Origin of the sequence: Micromonospora sp. ANENR4 (genome assembly GCF_015354395.1) — a bacterium.
GTDB lineage: Bacteria > Actinomycetota > Actinomycetes > Mycobacteriales > Micromonosporaceae > Micromonospora > Micromonospora aurantiaca.
In genome coordinates this window covers 47495-65025 of record NZ_JADKYQ010000009.1, presented here as the reverse complement: position 1 = coordinate 65025, position 17531 = coordinate 47495, and the positions used below count along the sequence as shown (strand labels likewise).

The window sequence follows — 17531 nt, the reverse complement described above, 5'->3', positions numbered from 1 at the left end:
GTCCGACATTCTCGTGTCCGAGCAGTCCTCGCCGGGCGCCGACGGATCCGGCCGCCCCTCGGGCCGCCTGCTCGAGGTCGACGACCTTCGGGTGGAGTTCCGCACCCGGGACGGCGTCGCCAAGGTCATCAACGGAGTCACGTACCACGTCGACGCGGGGGAGACCCTCGCCGTGCTCGGCGAGTCCGGCTCCGGCAAGAGCGTCACCGCGCAGACCATCATGGGCATCCTGGACACCCCGCCCGGCTTCGTCACCGGCGGCAAGGTCCGCTTCCACGGCAAGGACATGCTCACCATGTCCCCCGAGCAGCGGCGGCGGATCCGTGGCGAGGGCATCGCCATGATCTTCCAGGACTCGCTCTCGGCCCTCAACCCGGTTTTCACTGTCGGCTTCCAGATCGCCGAGCAGTTCCGCATCCGGCGCGGCATGAGCCGCTCGGACGCCAAGAAGCGCGCGATCGAGATGCTCGACCAGGTGAAGATCCCCAACGCCAAGGGCCGGTTCAGCAACTACCCGCACCAGTTCTCCGGCGGTATGCGGCAGCGCGCCATGATCGCCATGTCGCTGGCGCTTGACCCCGAGGTGCTGATCGCCGACGAGCCGACCACCGCGCTGGACGTGACGGTGCAGGCCCAGATCATGGACCTGCTGGGCGAACTCCAGCGGGAACGGCAGATGGGCATGATCCTGATCACCCACGACCTCGGCGTGGTCGCCGACGTCGCGGACCGGATCGCGGTCATGTACGCCGGCCGGATCGTCGAGGAAGCCGACGTCTACGACCTGTACCGCAAGCCGGGACACCCGTACACGCTCGGCCTGCTCAACTCGATCCCGCGGATGGACGAGAAGGGGCAGGAGCTCCGCACCATCAAGGGCCTCCCGCCGAACCTGATGAACATCCCGACGGGCTGCGCGTTCAACCCGCGCTGCCCGATGGCGCAGCCGGTGTGCCGGGAGAAGGTCCCGCCGCTGCTGCAACTGGGCAACGGCCGGGCCAGCGCCTGCCACTTCGCCGAGGAACTGGTGAACCGTGACTGAACACATCATCGAGGTCCGCGACCTGGTCAAGCACTACCCCGTGACCCGGGGCGTGGTGTTCAAGAAGACCATCGGCCAGGTCAAGGCGGTCGACGGCGTCTCCTTCGACCTCAAGGCCGGCGAGACGCTCGGCGTGGTCGGCGAGTCGGGCTGCGGCAAGTCGACGCTCGCCCGCGTGCTGATGAACCTGGAGAAGCCGACCTCCGGTCAGGTGCTCTACAAGGGCCAGGACATCTCCAAGCTCTCCGGTGGCGCGCTGCGGCGGCTGCGCCGGCAGATCCAGCTGGTGATGCAGGACCCGTACACCTCGCTGAACCCCCGGATGACTGTGGGTGACCTGATCGGCGAGCCGTTCGAGATCCACCCCGAGGTGGCTCCGCGCGGCAGCCGGCGCGGCAAGGTCAAGGAGCTGCTCGACCTGGTCGGCCTCAACCCGGAGCACATCAACCGGTACCCGCACCAGTTCTCCGGCGGCCAGCGGCAGCGCATCGGCATCGCCCGGGCGCTGGCGCTGCGGCCCGAGGTGATCGTCTGCGACGAGCCGGTGTCGGCCCTGGACGTCTCGATCCAGGCCCAGGTGATGAACCTGCTGGAGAAGCTCCAGGCCGAGTTCGGGCTGTCGTACGTCTTCATCGCCCACGACCTGTCCGTGGTGCGGCACCTCTCCGACCGGGTCGCCGTGATGTACCTGGGCAAGATGGTGGAGATCGGCACCGAGGACGAGATCTACGAGCGGCCGACCCACCCGTACACCCAGGCGCTGCTGTCGGCGGTGCCGGTGCCGGACCCGACCGTGCGCGAGAGCAAGGCGATCATCCGGCTCCAGGGCGACGTGCCGTCGCCGGTAAGCCCGCCCTCGGGCTGCCGGTTCCGCACCCGGTGCTGGAAGGCGCAGGACGTCTGCGCCCAGGAGGTGCCGCTGCTCCAGATCCGGTCGGGCTCGGACCACCCGAGCGCCTGCCACTTCGCGGAGAAGCGGGAGATCGTCGTCACCCACGAGGTGGCCTGATCCGTTCCGGACCGCCTGCCGGCGTCAGCTCGACGCCGGCAGGCGGTTCGTCGTATCCGGGGACGTCACCGCGTCACAGCGGGCCGCGACCGGCGCGCAGCAGCAGGAGCGCGAGCTGCGTGCCGTCGGCGCCGAGCTCGGCGCGGAACCGTTCCAGGATCTCCCGCTCGCGGGAGAGCACCAGCCGGGTGCCGCCGGAGGCCATCCGGGTCGCGCCGACCTCCTGGGAGAGCGCGGCCCGCTCCTGCCAGAGCGCGATGAGGGTGCGGTCGATCTCGTCGATGCGCCGCCGGATCTCACCGATCCGCTCCGCCGCCGCCGCGTCGTCGGTGCCGGTCCGGGCCGCCGCGGCACCGGTCGGGTCGCCGCCGGCCGGCCGGCCGTCGCGCGCCAGGCTGCCGTCCACCACGTCAGTCATCATCGTCGTCCCTCTCGGGGCTCGGGCCCGGTACCCGGATCCCGGAACGAAAACGCCCCGGGCTCTGGGGAGCCCGGGGCGGTTCGTAGGTCTGTGATCAGGCGCGACCCACGGCTGCCGGACTCCCGGTGCCGTAGTAAAAGTAGGAGCGCTGATCGAACACGTCGTCGAGTATGCCGACCACCTGGGCGGGCGCGCAAGAAGACGCACCAACAGGTGAGACGTCGAGCGGTGGCGCGGGCGGGGAAGTGTCCGCCCGGCGGCATAGACTCGGGCTGCGATGCATCCTCTCTTCGACATTCCCACATCCCCGCCCGCGCCGGAGTCCCGGCCCACCCCGGCCCGCCGCTCCGCGGGCGCCGGGTCGGACCCGCAGGCCCTCCTCGACGGCCTGAACGGCCCCCAGCGGGACGCGGTGACCCACGCCGGCTCCCCGCTGCTGATCGTGGCCGGTGCCGGCTCCGGCAAGACCCGGGTGCTGACCAACCGGATCGCCTACCTGCTCGCCGCCCGCGACGTGCACCCCGGCGAGATCATCGCGATCACGTTCACCAACAAGGCCGCCGGCGAGATGAAGGAGCGGGTGGCCGCGCTGGTCGGCCCGCGCGCCCGGCTCATGTGGGTCTCCACGTTCCACTCCGCCTGCGTACGCATCCTGCGGGCCGAGCACGAGCACGCCGGCCTTAAGTCGACGTTCTCGATCTACGACGCGGACGACTCGCGCCGGTTGATGCAGATGGTCGCCCGCGAGCTGGACCTGGACCCGAAGCGCTACCCGGCCCGGGGCCTTGCCGCCCAGGTGTCGAACCTGAAGAACGAGCTGGTCGACCCGGAGGAGTTCGCCGGCCGCGCCAAGGGGCCGAACGAGCGCGCGCTGGCCGAGGCGTACACGCTCTACCAGCGGCGGCTGCGCGAGGCGCACGCGCTGGACTTCGACGACCTGATCATGACGACGGTGCACCTGCTCCAGTCGCACCCGCACGTGGCGGAGAGCTACCGGCGCCGGTTCCGGCACGTGCTCGTCGACGAATACCAGGACACCAACCACGCCCAGTACGTGCTGATCAAGGAGCTGGTCTCCGGCACCGAGGGGATCCCGCCGGCCGAGCTGTGCGTGGTCGGTGACGCCGACCAGTCGATCTACGCGTTCCGTGGCGCGACCATCCGCAACATCCTGGAGTTCGAGCGGGACTTCACCGACGCCCGCACGATCCTGCTGGAGCAGAACTACCGCTCGACCCAGACCATCCTCAACGCGGCAAACGCGGTGATCGACCGCAACACCTCGCGCAAGCCGAAGCGGCTGTGGAGCGACGCCGGGTCCGGCGAGCAGATCGTCGGGTACGTCGCCGACACCGAGCACGCCGAGGCCGACTGGGTGGCCCGGGAGATCGACCGGCTGGTCGACGACGGCGAGACCCGCCCGGGTGACGTGGCGGTGTTCTACCGCACAAACGCCATGTCCCGCGTGTTCGAGGAGGTGTTCATCCGGGTCGGCCTGCCCTACAAGGTGGTCGGCGGGGTGCGCTTCTACGAGCGCAAGGAGGTCCGCGACGCGCTCGCGTACCTGCGCGCGGTGGTGAACGACGACGACACGGTGAGCCTGCGCCGGGTCCTCAACACCCCGCGCCGGGGGATCGGCGAGCGGGCCGAGGCGTGCGTGGAGGCGCTGAGTGCCCGGGACCGCATCTCCTTCGGCGCCGCGCTGCGCCGGGCCAAGGACGCGCCGGGCATCTCGACCCGGGCGGCGAACGGCATCGCCGAGTTCGTCGCGCTGCTCGACGCGGCGCGGGAGCTGGCCGACACCGGCACCCCGGAGGAGGTGCTGGAGGCGGTGCTGACCCGCTCGGGCTACCTCGCCGAGCTGGAGGAGAGCCTCGACCCGCAGGACGCCGGCCGGGTGGACAACCTCCAGGAACTGGTGAGCGTCGCCCGGGAGTACACCGAGCGGATCGAGGCGCTCGGCGCCGACGACGAGCGGGCCACGCTGGCCGGATTCCTGGAGCAGGTGGCGCTGGTCGCCGACGCCGACCAGATCCCCTCCGACGACCCGGACCACCAAGGCGTGGTCACCCTGATGACGCTGCACACCGCCAAGGGCCTGGAGTTCCCGGTGGTCTTCCTGACCGGCCTGGAGGACGGCGTCTTCCCGCACCTGCGCTCGCTCGGCGACACCCGCGAGCTGGAGGAGGAGCGGCGGCTGGCGTACGTGGGCATCACCCGGGCCCGCCAGCGCCTCTACCTGTCCCGCGCGGTGACCCGGTCCGCCTGGGGCGCGCCCGCCTACAACCCGCCGTCGCGGTTCCTGGAGGAGCTGCCGCCGGAGCTGGTCCGCTGGGAGCGCACCGAAGGGTCGTACACCTCGTGGGGTGGCGGGGGCGGTGGTGTCGGTGGCCGGGCGGACCGGCTGGGCCGCGGCGGCTTCGCCGGCGGCACGCCCAAGGCGACCGAGCTGGCGAAGCGGCTGGGCGTGGACGCCAGCCGCCTGGCCACCGCGAGCGAGCTGAAGCAGGCCCCGAAGGTCTCGGCCGGGGACCGGGTCAACCACCAGCGGTACGGCCTGGGCCGGGTGCTGGCGGTGGAGGGTGCCGGACCTGGTGCCCGGGTCCAGATCGACTTCGGCGACCAGACCATGTGGCTGGTGCTGCGGCACGCCCCGATCGACAAGCTCTGAGCGCCGGGCGGTCATAACCAGGCGACACTCAACCCCCGGCGGCACCGGTCGCGTCTTCCTCTGCATCCGCTCGTGGACGCGAGACGGATGCGACCTGGAGGTGGCGTGAGCCGCGACGAGGACGACGAGCAGTTCCGGCTGTTCGTCCAACGACAGTGGGCAAGGCTGCTCCGCACGGCCTACCTGCTGACCGGCGACCGGGGGACGGCCGAGGACCTGGTGCAGTCGGCGCTGGAGAAGACCCATCGGCGCTGGGGGAGGGTGCTGCGCCGGGACGCGCCCGAGGTCTACGTACGCCGGGCGATGGTCAACACGGCCATCTCCTGGCGGCGCCGGCGGCGGCCGCTGGAGGTGCCGCTGCTGACCTCCGACAACGCGCCGGTGCCTGACGCGTACGCGCAGGTGGAGCAGCGGCGACTGCTGCTCACCGCGCTGCGCCGGTTACCGCCCAGAACCCAGGCCGTTCTGGTGCTGCGCTACTTCGAGGATCTCAGCGAGGCGGACACCGCCCGGGTCCTCGGCTGCTCCGTCGGCTCGGTGAAGAGCCAGGCGTCGCGCGGGCTGGCCCGGCTGCGGGCCGAGTTCGCCGCACCCGCCCCCGCGTCCCCGGTACGGCTTCAGGAGGATCCGGCATGACCGAGAGCTTCGTCCGTTCGACGCTCGGTCCCGCGCTGCGGCAGGCCGCGCACGGTGTCGGCGTACCCGATGATCCGTGGCCGGGGTTCGCCAGGCGCGAGCGACGGCACCGGCGCAACCGGCTGATCCGGGCGGCGGTGGCGGCGGTCGTGGCCGCGCTCGTCGGGGTCCAGGCGAACCTGGTGCCCCTCCCGGGCTGGGCGCCCGGCATCGCTGTCGCCGCCGCCCCGGCGGCGCTGCTGGACGCGCCGCCCCGGGGCGCGCTGGCCGGCGATCGGGCCTGGCTGGACGCGCTACGGGAGCGGATCAGCGCCGATCCGGCGATGGGCACCCCCACCGTACTGGGTGGCTCGAAGCCGGACGGCTTCTGGAAGGTCGGCGATCGCGACCGGATCCGTCTGCTCTACGGCAGTGACCGGCCGGGCCGCCGGGTCGCGCTGGTGGCGGTGCCGCTGCGGTTCGGCCTGCTCACCAAGGCGGCGCTGGTCTGGTACGTGGGCCCGGCCGGGGCCGGCGCCGGGCAGATGCGCTACGCCGGTCACAGCGAGGGCGTCGACGACCCGGTCATGACTCTGATGCAGGCCGGTCCGGACGGGGGCGGATTCGCTGTCGTCGTCGGGCCCGTGGAGTCCGCTGTCACGATCAGTGGCGACCCTCGGTACACGCCGAGGGGAACGCTGGAGTACGAGGACATCGCCAGGGCGGACGGCAGCGGGGTCGGGTTCGCCGTCCTGCCTCCCGGGCCGCTGCGGCGCGAACCCGTCGTCCGGGTGAGCCGCGACAACAACGTGCTCTTCCAGGGCGGCCTGGGCGGCGGCCCGTACGCCGGGATCGACCCGACCGCGCGGGAGATGGACGTCCTGCTCACCGCTGCCCGGCGGGGTGCCCGAGGCGCGCCGCTGGCCGACGCCGACCTGCGCGAAGTCGTCGGATGGGCACTCCTCGACAGTCGCCTGCCGGCGGCCGGGACGACGGTACGGGTGCGCTGGTCGGGCAGCGAGGGCGGCCGGCCCGCCGTGCTGCTCACCGTGCAGCCCGCGGGCGGCGGGGTGATCGCGTACGCCACGCACGGCGACCACCGCACCGGCTGGGGGACCGACCTGCGGCTGCTGCTGCCGGCCGAGGGCGCCGACCGGAGGCCGATCGGCTGGCGGATCCGGGCCGACGACGGCACCCGTCCGCCCACCGACCAGGTGCGGGTGATCGCCCCGCCGGACGCGGCCCGCGTCACGGTCACGGTCGGCGGTGAACCCCCGGCCACCGTCACGCTCGACGCGTCGAACGCCGGCACCACCCGGGTGCCGCCGGACCAGCCGGCCACGCTCACCGCGTACGCCACCGACGGCAGCGTCCTCGGCGCCACTCCGGTGCCGCCGGTCGAGGCGGACATGTCGGGCCTGCCCGGCGACAGCCCGGCCACCCGGGTGACCCCCTGACGAAATGGAGGCGTGGCCGAGCCGGAGACGGCTCGGCCACGCCGACGGATCGCCCGCGTCAGCAGGCCACGTCGATGCCCCGGGCACGCAGGAACGGCGCCGGATCGATCTGGTTCCACATCGTGCCCTGGTGCACCTCGAAGTGCAGGTGCGGGCCGGTGGAGTCGCCGGTGGAGCCCTCGTACCCGATGACCTGACCGGCCTTGACCGTGTCGCCCACGGCGACTGCGAGCCGGCTCTGGTGGGCGTAGTGGGTCAGGTAGCCGTTGTGGTGGTCGATGAAGACCGAGATGCCGTAGCCGTCGCCCACGTCACCGGCCTTGACCACGGTGCCCGCCGCGGCGGCGCGGATCGGCGTGCCGGCCGGCATGGCGAAGTCGATGCCGGCGTGCTGGGTGCCCCAGCGGGGCCCGTAGCAGGACGTGATGTCGGCGCCCTTCATCGGGACGACCCAGCTGGGCTTCTTCGCCACAGTCGTCTTCTTGGGCTTCGGCTGGGGCTTCGCGGTCGCCGTCTTCTTCGGCGCCGGGGTGGTCGTGCTCGCGCTCGGGCTCGGCGACGGGCTGGCCGGTACGGCGGACGGGGTGACCGGCTCACGGGCCGAGCGGTCGGCGCGGGCGGCGTCGTCGGCGCGGGCCGCCACGCCGAGGTCGACGGCGGCCGGGGTGGGGTCGGACGGGGCGGTGGTGACGACCACGCCACCGATGCCGAGGCCGAGCACTGCCACCGCGCCGGTGACCACGTAGACGGCGCGCCGGGCTCGGCGCGGGCGCCGGTGCCGGGCGGGAGCGTTGTCCGGGGTGGGGCTGCTGTGCTGCACGGAATCCTTCATCGGTTTCGAGGGGCACGTGACCTCGAAATACTGGTGTCGGTGCAGGTCGCAGCGGGTATGGGGGTGCGGAGGCGGTGGCGCGTGGCCGTCGCGGCACGTCCGGTTTTCCACCGGCCGGCCGGTTCGGCCGAAGAGACGATCTTCGGTGGTTGTGCTCCCGCTCACACTCGTCGGTGTGACGTGGCAGACATCGGCACAGACGAAACCGCCCGGACCGTGCGGTCCGGGCGGTTAAGAGGCGTTACGGAGCGTCAGGATGCGGCTGCGTCGCTGTAAACCGCCTCGACTTCGAGCTGAATGTCCACTCCGCGATCCTTGAGGAACGCCACCGGGTCCTGCGGCTGGCCCTTGACATGGATCTCGAGGTGCAGGTGGGAGCCGTAGGAGTGGCCGGTGTTGCCGACCAGGCCGAGCTGGTCGCCAGCCTTCACCTCCTGGCCCTCCTTGACCGTCACCGCGGAGGAGTGGCCGTAGATGGCCTCGCTGCCGTCGGAGTGCTGGACGATGACGGCGTAGCCGTAGCCGCCGAACCAGCCGGCCTTGGTGACGGTGCCGGCGTGGACCGCCTTGTAGGGCGTGCCCTCCGGGGCGACCAGGTCGATGCCGGTGTGCAGCTTGCCCCAGCGCATGCCGTAGGGGGACTTGAAGTCGTAGCCGTGCAGCGGCAGGAGCCACGGGTCCTGCTCGGCGGCCTTGCGGTCGGAGCGGTCGGAACGGGAGGGGACGTCCGCGCTGTCGGCGCGGGCGGCGGCGTCCTGGCTGGCGACCGAGGCTTGCCGGAGCTCGTCCAGGACCGACGGGTTGACGCTCTTGGCGTCGGGAAGGGCGTTCGCGCCGATGGCGACGATGCCGGCGCCGACGAACGCGGTGGTGACCACCGCGGCGTAGCGGCTCCGCGGGGGGGTGGGTACGCGGCGGCGGCCGCGATAGCGATCGGGCTCAGACGACAGGCGCTGGCGCACGCACACCCTCCGTTGTCGGGGATCCGATGCGACTCCGGACCGTTCGGTGAAGCTCTGTCGAACCTCCGGTGTCGCGTCGTCACCCGTCCGTGGACCTGATGACAACCGTGGACACGTTAGCCAACAGCCACTCCTGTCACAAGCCGAAGCGCCGAAATGCCGATTCGTTATGTCCAATTCCATCCGGCCTTGTCATATCTCGTGCCGCCAGTCGGATGGCCCGTCGACTGCCCATTCGTCGCGGACAGTGACCGAACGGCGGAGGTGTCCGGCTTTCCGCGTACCCGGGTGGGCGGTAGGGGGGCGGCTCGTATGTGGGAAGGTCCGGCCCCGCTTCCCGCCTCCCGTCCGGCCGGGTTACCGTTCGTTCAGGTCAGGAGTGCCGGTGAAAGGTGTGCGCAGATGAGCTCTCGTATCCGGGTCGTCGTCGCGAAGCCCGGCCTGGACGGCCACGACCGGGGAGCGAAGGTGGTCGCCCGTGCCCTGCGTGACGCCGGCATGGAGGTCATCTACACCGGCCTGCACCAGACGCCCGAGCAGATCGTCGAGACCGCCATCCAGGAGGACGCGGACGCGGTCGGCCTGTCGGTGCTCTCCGGCGCGCACATGACGCTGTTCAAGCGCGTCGTCGAACTGCTCACCGAGCGCGACGCCACCGACATCGTGGTGTTCGGCGGCGGCATCATCCCCGAGGCCGACATCCCGGAGCTGGAGCGGCTCGGCGTCGCGAAGATCTTCACCCCGGGTGCCACCACCGGGTCGATCGTCGAGTGGGTACGGGAGAACGTCGCCCAGCCGGTCGGCTGACCCGCCGCGTCGTCGGCCGTCGCTGTCCGGCCGCCGCGTTCCCGGCTCCGGGCACGGGGGAGGGGCCGGACGCACCCCTCACACGCCCGGCCCCTCTATGCACGATGCCCCGCCGCCACCCCTCGACCGACAGGGCATCGGCCGCTCCCGTCGCCGCGCTTGACCAGCGCGCCGACATCACACTCAACGACGCCCCCGACGGGCGGTTACGCCCCGGTCCGGAGATCCCCCGGACGGCTGACGCCCGCGCCCGCCGGGGCGGCCGTGCCCGGCCCGGCCGGACGACGGCCTGTGCATTACCGCACACCCCGCACCCGCTCGGTTGCCGCCCGTTCCCATCTCGTTAGGCTGCGGCAAATGGCCTGTCTCATCTGATGACAGGCGTCAAACTGATTTTCCGAAGCTGGTGGCGGCGCGACGGCGCGCCGCGGAGACGGGACGGGACGCGCAATCGTGGACCTGTACGAGTACCAGGGGCGGGACCTGTTCGAGCGGCACGGCTTGCCCGTGCTCGCCGGCGGCGTCGCCACTACCCCGGAGGAGGCCCGCGCGATCGCCGAACGCCTCGGCGGCCGGGTGGTCGTCAAGGCGCAGGTGAAGGTCGGTGGCCGCGGCAAGGCCGGCGGCGTGAAGCTGGCCGAGGGCGCGGAGGAGACGGTGGCCCGGGCCACCGACATCCTCGGCATGGACATCAAGGGTCACACCGTCCACAAGGTCATGATCACCGTGACCGCGGACGTGGCCGAGGAGTACTACTTCTCGTACCTGCTCGACCGGGCGAACCGCACCTTCCTCTGCATCGCCAGCGTGGCCGGCGGTATGGACATCGAGCAGGTCGCGGCCGAGACCCCGGAGCGGGTCGTGAAGGCGCCGATCGACGCCAACACCGGCGTGGACGAGGCCAAGGCACGCGAGATCGTCACCGCGGCCGGCTTCCCGGCCGAGATCGCCGACCAGGTGGTCGAGGTCGCGGTCAAGCTGTGGCAGGCGTTCGTGGCCGAGGACGCCACGCTCGTCGAGGTGAACCCGCTGGCCACCACCAAGGACGGCAAGCTGCTGCTCCTGGACGCCAAGGTCACCCTCGACGAGAACGCCGGGTTCCGGCACCCGGACCACGAGGCCCTGGTCGACCAGGCGTCGGTGGACCCGCTGGAGCAGGCCGCGAAGGCCAAGGACCTCAACTACGTCAAGCTCGACGGCGAGGTCGGCATCATCGGCAACGGCGCGGGCCTGGTCATGTCCACGCTCGACGTGGTCGCGTACGCGGGCGAGCGGCACGGCGGTGTCAAGCCGGCCAACTTCCTCGACATCGGCGGCGGCGCGAGCGCCGAGGTGATGGCGAACGGGCTGGAGATCGTCCTGTCCGACCCGTCGGTCAAGAGCGTCTTCGTAAACGTCTTCGGCGGCATCACCGCCTGCGACGCGGTAGCCAACGGCATCGTGCAGGCGCTGGCACTGCTGGAGCAGCGCGGCGAGAAGGCCACCAAGCCGCTCGTCGTGCGCCTCGACGGCAACAACGCCGAGGCCGGCCGGGCGATCCTCGACGGCGCGGCCAACCCGCTGATCCAGCGGGTCGACACCATGGACGGCGCGGCCGAGCGGGCCGCCGAGCTGGCAGCTGCGGGGGTCTGACAATGGCTATCTGGCTGACCAAGGACTCCAAGGTCATCGTGCAGGGGATGACCGGTTCCGAGGGTTCCAAGCACACCCGGCGGATGCTCGCCGCCGGCACCAACGTGGTCGGCGGCGTGAACCCGCGCAAGGCCGGCACCACTGTCGACTTCGACGGCACCGAGCTGCCGGTCTTCGCGTCCGTCGCGGACGCGATGAAGTCCACCGGTGCCGACGTCACCGTCATCTTCGTGCCGCCGCAGTTCACCAAGGCCGCCGTGGTCGAGGCGATCGACGCCGGCATCGACCTGGCCGTGGTGATCACCGAGGGCGTGCCGGTGCACGACACCGCCGCGTTCTGGGCGTACAACAAGGCCAAGGGCGAGCGCACCCGGATCATCGGCCCGAACTGCCCGGGCATCGCCTCGCCGGGCGCGTCGAACGCCGGCATCATCCCGGCCGACATCACCGGCTCCGGCCGGATCGGTCTGGTCAGCAAGAGCGGCACGCTGACCTACCAGATGATGTACGAGCTGCGCGACATCGGCTTCTCCACCTGCGTCGGCATCGGCGGTGACCCGATCATCGGCACCACCCACATCGACGCCCTGGCCGCCTTCGAGGCGGACCCGGAGACCGACGCGATCGTCATGATCGGTGAGATCGGTGGCGACGCCGAGGAGCGGGCGGCCGAGTTCATCAAGGCCAACGTCACCAAGCCGGTGGTCGGCTACATCGCCGGCTTCACCGCCCCGCCCGGCAAGACCATGGGTCACGCCGGCGCGATCATCTCGGGCTCGGCGGGCACCGCCGACGCCAAGAAGGCGGCGCTGGAGGCGGTGGGCGTCAAGGTCGGCAAGACCCCGACCGAGACCGCCAACCTGATGCGGGAGCTCATGTCCGGCCGCTGAGCGGCCGAGCGACACGCCGAGAGGGCCGATCGGGCAACCGGTCGGCCCTCTCGCGTTCAGCGGTACCAGTACGGGTAGTACGAGTTGCCCCGGGCGCGCACGATGGCGCTGGCGACGATGTTGATCACACCGAAGGCGATGCCCAGCCAGCCCAGCAACTGCGACCTGCCGTTGCGCCGGGCGTCGCGGATCGACAGCGCGCCGAAGACGATGCCCAGGATGCCGCAGCAGAACAGGCCGAAGACGATGCCGAGGACGCCCCAGAGCGTGGTCCGGTCCCGGCCGACGGCCGGTGGCGGCGGGGGCGGCGGATACGGAGCGTGCACGGCTTCCTCCGAGCGGTCGGCACCGCGACGGGAACGGTCGCGTCTGAGGCCGAGGCTAGACCGGATCAGCGCCGCCGGGGCCGGGGTTCGGCGAACTCGCCAGGCAACCGGCCCGGTATCGGACTGCCGTCCTTCCCGCGGCGTGCCAGAGTAGACACGATGTCACGCGTCACCCCTGACCAGCCCCGCCGTCCGGCCACCGGTCCCCCCGCCGGCGCCCGGCCGCCCGGCCGTGCCCGCCCGGCCGCGCGCGTGCCCGCGCCCCGATCGGGTACCGAGCCCCGCAGCCGGGCCCCGCTGCCGGTCGCCGCCGGGGTGGCCGCGCTCTGGGCGGCGCTGACCTCCTGGCTGCCGGTCTCCGCCGTGCTGGGCCTCGCCCAGCTCAGCGAGGACGCCGGATCGCTCGGCGGCGCGCTCCGCGCCGGCCTGGCCGGCTGGCTGCTCGGCCACGGGGTGCCGCTGCAGACCACCGCCGGTCCGCTCGGCCTGGCGCCGCTCGCGCTCAGCGCGCTCGCCGTCTGGCGGCTCACCCGCGCCGGGGTGCACGTCAGCCGGGCCGTCGGCGCGCGCGGCGCGGGCTCACCGCGCCAGGCGCTCACCGTCGCGGTCGCCGTCGGCATCGCGTACGCGCTGCTCGGCGCACTCGCCGCGTTCGCCGTCGACGCCGGCGGCCTGCGGGTCTCTCCGGTCACCGCCGCGCTCACGTTCGCCGCGTTCGGCGTGTCCGCCGCCCTGGTCGGCGCGCTGCGCACCACAGGTGTCTGGGCGGTGCTGGTCGAGCGCTGCCCACCGCCGGTGCGCGACGGTCTGCGTACCGGACTGGTGGCGGCGCTGCTGCTGTGCGGCGCGGGTGCCGGTGCGGCCGGGCTGGCGGTGGCCACCGGTGGCGGCGACGCGGCCGACATGATCGGGGCGTACCGGACCGGGGTGGCCGGTCAGGCAGGCATCACCCTGGTCAGCCTCGCCTACGCGCCGAACGCGACCGCCTGGTCGGCGAGCTATCTGCTCGGTCCCGGGTTCGCGGTCGGCACCGACACCGCCGTCCGTACGAGCGAGGTCTCCGTGGGTGCGCTGCCGGCCGTACCGCTGCTGGCCGGCCTGCCGCGGGGCCCGATGGACGGGCTGGGTGGCGCGCTGCTCGCAGTGCCGGTGCTGGCCGCGATGGCGGCCGGCTGGCTGCTGGCCCGGCGGCTGCTGCGCGCGGCGGCCGAGGAACGGGCCGAGGTGGGCTGGCCGGCGCTGCTGCTGCCGGCCGCGCTCGCCGGACCGGTCGCGGGCGCGCTGCTGGGGCTGTTCGCGGCGGCCTCCGGCGGGTCGCTCGGCGGTGGCCGGTTGGCCGAGGTCGGGCCGTCACCGTGGGCGGTGGCCGCGGTGGCCACGCTCGTGATCGGGGTGGGCGCGGTACTCGGCGCCGCCGCCACCCGCACGCTGACCCGCACCCGTTGACCCGCACCCGCTGACGCGCCGCCTCCGGGGCCCGGAGACGCGTCAGGGGCGCCCACCGGAAGGTGGACGCCCCTGGACGACTGACGATCAGGGCTGGGCGGGCAGGCTGACGTTTGCGACGATGCCCAGGATGATCAGGATGATGCCCAGGCCGGCGCCGATCGCGCCGCAGATCAGACCGGTCTTGGCCTGACCGTCGTTGTTGGCGAGCCCCTGCGCGGCCTTCTGGCGGCCCAGGTAGCCGGTGACCGCCGCCGCGATACCCAGCGGGATGCCGAGGTAGAAGCAGCAGACCATCGGGATCGAGGCGATACCGAGGATCATGGACACGAGGCCCAGCGTGTTGTTCGGGGCCTGGCCCGCCCCGGCCGGGTAGCCGGCACCCGGGTACTGCGGCGCGGCACCGTACGGCTGCTGCTGCGCGTACGGGTCCTGGCCGTAGGCGGGCTGACCCGAGGTGGGCTGGCCGTACGGCTGGCCCGAGGTGGGCTGCTGGCCGTACTGCGGCTGCTGCCCGTACTGCGGCTGCTGCCCGTACTGGGGCTGCTGGCCGTACTGCGGGGCCTGCGGCGGCTGGGCGTACGGGTCGTGCGGCTGAGCGTTCGGGTCCTGGTTCGGCTGCTGGCCGTACGGGTCCTGTCCGGGGTAACCGGGCTGCATGTCTGGGTGCTCCTCAGATCGGTTCGGGTTGTCCGTCAGTTTGTGCTGCTGCCGCCGACGAGACCAGCCAGGCCGCCGAAGAGGCAACACACCACGATGAGGCCGATCCAGACCAGGCCGACGATGAGGGCCCACTTGGACCACTTCTTGGACTCGGCCGCGGCGGCCTGCGCGCCGGCGTAGTCACCCTGCTGGATCAGCGGGTTGACCTTCGACGCGTTGATGATGGCCGGGATCGCGAGCGGCCAGAACAGGAAGATCGCGACGATGGACATCGTCATGTTGTTGTCGATCTGCTGCGGCTGCTGCGGGGGGTATCCGGGCTGCATGGAGGTACTCCTCGGTCCGACGGCACGCGGCGTGCCGGATTCTTCGTGGGGGTGCGGGCCGGGCGCGAGGCCGGACACCGGGCGACCGGCAGCGTACCGCGATCACGCCACCCGGGAGGTCAACCGATGAGCCGCCGCCCCGCGGCCGGGCCGCCTGACCTGCCCGATAGGGTTGCCCGGTGACCGAGCCCGCGTCCGTCGCCCGCCTCGTCGTCCTCGTCTCCGGTTCCGGCAGCAACCTCCAGGCGCTGCTGGACGCCACCGCCGACCCCGGGTACGGCGCCCGGGTGGTCGCGGTCGGCGCCGACCGGGACGGGATCGCCGGCCTGGACCGGGCCGCCGCCGCGGGCGTGCCGTCCTTCGTCGAGCGGGTCAAGGACCACCCCACCCGCGCCGACTGGGACAAGGCGCTCACCGCGCAGGTCGCCGAGCACCGGCCCGACCTGGTCATCAGCGCCGGGTTCCTCAAGCTGGTCGGCCCGGAGTTCCTGGCCGCGTTCGGCGACCGCTATCTCAACACGCACAACACGCTGCTGCCGGCGTTCCCCGGCATCCACGGCCCCCGCGACGCGCTGGCGTACGGCGTGAAGGTCACCGGGGCCACCCTGTTCTTCGTCGACGCGGGCATGGACACCGGCCCGATCGTGGCCCAGGTCGCCGTGCCGGTGCAGGACGACGACGACGAGGACACGCTCACCGAGCGCATCAAGTCCGCCGAGCGGCGCCAGCTCGTCGAGCAGGTCGGCCGCCTGGTCCGTGAAGGTTGGACGATCACCGGCAGAAAGGTCACCATCCCGTGAACGCCACTGAGGACGCCGGCCGCCGCCCGATCCGGCGCGCGCTGGTCAGCGTCTACGACAAGACCGGCCTCGCCGAGCTGGCCCGCGCCCTGCACGAGGCCGGCGTGGAGATCGTGTCGACCGGGAGCACCGCGTCGACGATCGCCGGCGCCGGGGTGCCGGTGACGCCGGTCGAGCAGGTCACCGGCTTCCCGGAGATCCTCGACGGGCGGGTCAAGACGCTGCACCCGAAGATCCACGGCGGCCTCCTCGCCGACCTGCGCAAGGACGCGCACGCCGCCCAGCTCGACGAGCACGGCATCGCCGGCATCGACCTGCTGGTCTCCAACCTGTACCCGTTCCAGGCCACCGTCGCCTCCGGCGCCGGCACCGACGAGTGCGTCGAGCAGATCGACATCGGCGGCCCGGCGATGGTGCGGGCCGCGGCGAAGAACCACGCCTCGGTGGCGGTGGTGACCGACCCGGCCGCGTACCCGGCGGTGGTGGCGGCGCTCGCCGAGGGCGGCTTCACGCCGGCCCGGCGCCGGGCGCTGGCGGCCCGCGCGTTCGCCGACATCGCCGACTACGACGTCGCGGTGGCCGACTGGTTCGCCACCACCGTGTCGCCGGCCGAGGACGGCTGGCCGGAGTTCGCCGGGCTGGCGCTGCGCCGCCAGGCGGTGCTGCGGTACGGCGAGAACCCGCACCAGGCGGCGGCGCTCTACACCGATCCGGGCGCGCCGGCCGGGCTGGCCCAGGCCGAGCAGCTGCACGGCAAGGAGATGTCCTACAACAACTACGTCGACGCGGACGCCGCCTGGCGTGCCGCCAACGACTTCCCGGACCAGCCGGCGGTGGCGATCATCAAGCACGCCAACCCGTGCGGCATCGCCGTCGGCGCCGACGTGGCCGAGGCGCACCGCAAGGCGCACGCCTGCGACCCGGTCTCCGCGTTCGGCGGCGTGATCGCGGTGAACCGGCCGGTCGACGCGGCGATGGCCGGCCAGGTCGCGGAGATCTTCACCGAGGTGCTGGTGGCGCCCGGCTTCGACGAGGACGCGCTGGAGCTGCTGCGGGCCAAGAAGAACCTCCGCCTGCTGCGGGCGCCCGAGTTCGCCGTACGACCCGCCGAGTGGCGGCAGGTCAGCGGCGGCGTGCTGGTGCAGACGCGGGACGCCGTCGACGCGCCGGGCGACGACCCGTCCGGCTGGACGCTCGCGACCGGCGACCCGGCCGACGAGGCGACGCTGCGCGACCTTGCGTTCGCCTGGCGGGCGGTCCGCGCGGTCAAGAGCAACGCGATCCTGCTGGCCCGCGAGGGTGCCACCGTCGGTGTCGGCATGGGACAGGTGAACCGGGTGGACTCGGCGCGGCTGGCGGTCAGCCGGGCCGGTGACGAGCGGGCCCGCGGCTCGGTCTGCGCCTCGGACGCGTTCTTCCCGTTCGCCGACGGCCCGCAGATCCTCATCGACGCCGGGGTCCGGGCGATCGTGCAGCCGGGCGGCTCGATCCGGGACGAGGAGACCATCGCGGCCTGCAAGGCGGCCGGCGTGACCATGTACCTCACCGGCACCCGGCACTTCTTCCACTGACGAGTCCGGCCGTGACCGTCCGGGTGTGTCAGTCGTCCACACGACTGGCGCACCCGGACGC

Annotated in this window: 17 protein-coding genes; 11 read left to right on the top strand and 6 right to left on the bottom strand. The window is 72.6% G+C overall.

Annotated features, from left to right (window positions below; translation table 11 throughout):
• Nucleotides 1–13: 13 nt before the first annotated feature.
• Nucleotides 14–1042, top strand: coding sequence for an ABC transporter ATP-binding protein (locus IRY44_RS17095; RefSeq protein WP_194801533.1), 1029 nt, complete (start codon nt 14–16; stop codon nt 1040–1042).
• Nucleotides 1035–2051 (top strand): ABC transporter ATP-binding protein, encoded by a 1017-nt coding sequence (locus tag IRY44_RS17090; protein WP_194801357.1) that lies wholly within the window; start codon nt 1035–1037, stop codon nt 2049–2051. The genes IRY44_RS17095 and IRY44_RS17090 overlap by 8 nt, the downstream gene beginning before the upstream one ends.
• A 73-nt stretch (nt 2052–2124) precedes the next feature.
• Here IRY44_RS17090 and IRY44_RS17085 read toward each other — a convergent pair whose 3' ends face one another.
• Nucleotides 2125–2472, bottom strand: a complete 348-nt coding sequence (locus tag IRY44_RS17085) for a chorismate mutase (protein WP_194801356.1) — start codon at nt 2470–2472, stop codon at nt 2125–2127.
• A 277-nt stretch (nt 2473–2749) separates the two neighbouring features.
• Here IRY44_RS17085 and pcrA point away from each other — a divergent pair, with 277 nt between their 5' ends.
• From pcrA to IRY44_RS17070, 3 genes are all read left to right on the top strand, one after another.
• Nucleotides 2750–5143, top strand: coding sequence for a DNA helicase PcrA (gene pcrA / locus IRY44_RS17080; protein WP_194801355.1), 2394 nt, complete (start codon nt 2750–2752; stop codon nt 5141–5143).
• Nucleotides 5144–5248: 105 nt separating this feature from the next.
• Nucleotides 5249–5779, top strand: a complete 531-nt coding sequence (locus tag IRY44_RS17075; protein ID WP_269697639.1) for a SigE family RNA polymerase sigma factor — start codon at nt 5249–5251, stop codon at nt 5777–5779.
• Nucleotides 5776–7215, top strand: coding sequence for a hypothetical protein (locus tag IRY44_RS17070; RefSeq protein WP_194801353.1), 1440 nt, complete (start codon nt 5776–5778; stop codon nt 7213–7215). The genes IRY44_RS17075 and IRY44_RS17070 overlap by 4 nt, the downstream gene beginning before the upstream one ends.
• 58 nt (nt 7216–7273) lie before the next feature.
• Here IRY44_RS17070 and IRY44_RS17065 read toward each other — a convergent pair whose 3' ends face one another.
• Together IRY44_RS17065 and IRY44_RS17060 are read right to left on the bottom strand one after the other, a co-directional pair.
• A complete protein-coding gene (locus tag IRY44_RS17065; RefSeq protein ID WP_194801352.1) occupies nt 7274–8047 on the bottom strand; it encodes a M23 family metallopeptidase in 774 nt (257 codons plus the stop codon).
• Between the two features lie 251 nt (nt 8048–8298).
• A complete protein-coding gene (locus tag IRY44_RS17060) occupies nt 8299–9009 on the bottom strand; it encodes a M23 family metallopeptidase (protein WP_194801351.1) in 711 nt (236 codons plus the stop codon).
• Between the two features lie 402 nt (nt 9010–9411).
• Here IRY44_RS17060 and IRY44_RS17055 point away from each other — a divergent pair, with 402 nt between their 5' ends.
• The 3 genes from IRY44_RS17055 to sucD all read left to right on the top strand — a co-directional run bounded on the left by IRY44_RS17055 (nt 9412) and on the right by sucD (nt 12338).
• Nucleotides 9412–9816 carry a cobalamin B12-binding domain-containing protein gene (locus IRY44_RS17055; protein ID WP_013288515.1) on the top strand — a complete coding sequence of 135 codons (405 nt, stop codon included), beginning with the start codon at nt 9412–9414 and terminating at the stop codon, nt 9814–9816.
• Nucleotides 9817–10269: 453 nt separating this feature from the next.
• Nucleotides 10270–11448 carry an ADP-forming succinate--CoA ligase subunit beta gene (sucC, locus tag IRY44_RS17050; RefSeq protein WP_013288514.1) on the top strand — a complete coding sequence of 393 codons (1179 nt, stop codon included), beginning with the start codon at nt 10270–10272 and terminating at the stop codon, nt 11446–11448.
• A 2-nt stretch (nt 11449–11450) separates the two neighbouring features.
• Entirely contained in the window at nt 11451–12338 is an 888-nt protein-coding gene (sucD, locus tag IRY44_RS17045) for a succinate--CoA ligase subunit alpha (protein WP_194801350.1), read from the top strand.
• A 56-nt stretch (nt 12339–12394) separates the two neighbouring features.
• On the opposite strand, the gene IRY44_RS17040 is transcribed toward sucD, so the two are convergent.
• Nucleotides 12395–12664, bottom strand: coding sequence for a DUF4190 domain-containing protein (locus IRY44_RS17040; protein ID WP_135241993.1), 270 nt, complete (start codon nt 12662–12664; stop codon nt 12395–12397).
• 159 nt (nt 12665–12823) lie between these two features.
• Between IRY44_RS17040 and IRY44_RS17035 the strand changes: the two genes are divergently transcribed.
• Entirely contained in the window at nt 12824–14110 is a 1287-nt protein-coding gene (locus IRY44_RS17035; protein WP_194801349.1) for a DUF6350 family protein, read from the top strand.
• A gap of 87 nt (nt 14111–14197) precedes the next feature.
• Here IRY44_RS17035 and IRY44_RS17030 read toward each other — a convergent pair whose 3' ends face one another.
• Both IRY44_RS17030 and IRY44_RS17025 read right to left on the bottom strand, forming a co-directional pair.
• Nucleotides 14198–14770, bottom strand: coding sequence for a DUF4190 domain-containing protein (locus IRY44_RS17030; RefSeq protein ID WP_194801348.1), 573 nt, complete (start codon nt 14768–14770; stop codon nt 14198–14200).
• Between the two features lie 35 nt (nt 14771–14805).
• Nucleotides 14806–15099 carry a CD225/dispanin family protein gene (locus tag IRY44_RS17025; protein WP_194801347.1) on the bottom strand — a complete coding sequence of 98 codons (294 nt, stop codon included), beginning with the start codon at nt 15097–15099 and terminating at the stop codon, nt 14806–14808.
• A gap of 179 nt (nt 15100–15278) precedes the next feature.
• Here IRY44_RS17025 and purN point away from each other — a divergent pair, with 179 nt between their 5' ends.
• The gene (purN, locus tag IRY44_RS17020; RefSeq protein WP_194801346.1) at nt 15279–15899 is read left to right on the top strand and encodes a phosphoribosylglycinamide formyltransferase; all 621 of its coding nucleotides are present in this window, start codon (nt 15279–15281) and stop codon (nt 15897–15899) included.
• Nucleotides 15896–17470 carry a bifunctional phosphoribosylaminoimidazolecarboxamide formyltransferase/IMP cyclohydrolase gene (purH, locus tag IRY44_RS17015; protein ID WP_194801345.1) on the top strand — a complete coding sequence of 525 codons (1575 nt, stop codon included), beginning with the start codon at nt 15896–15898 and terminating at the stop codon, nt 17468–17470. The genes purN and purH overlap by 4 nt, the downstream gene beginning before the upstream one ends.
• The last annotated feature ends 61 nt before the right edge of the window (nt 17471–17531 follow it).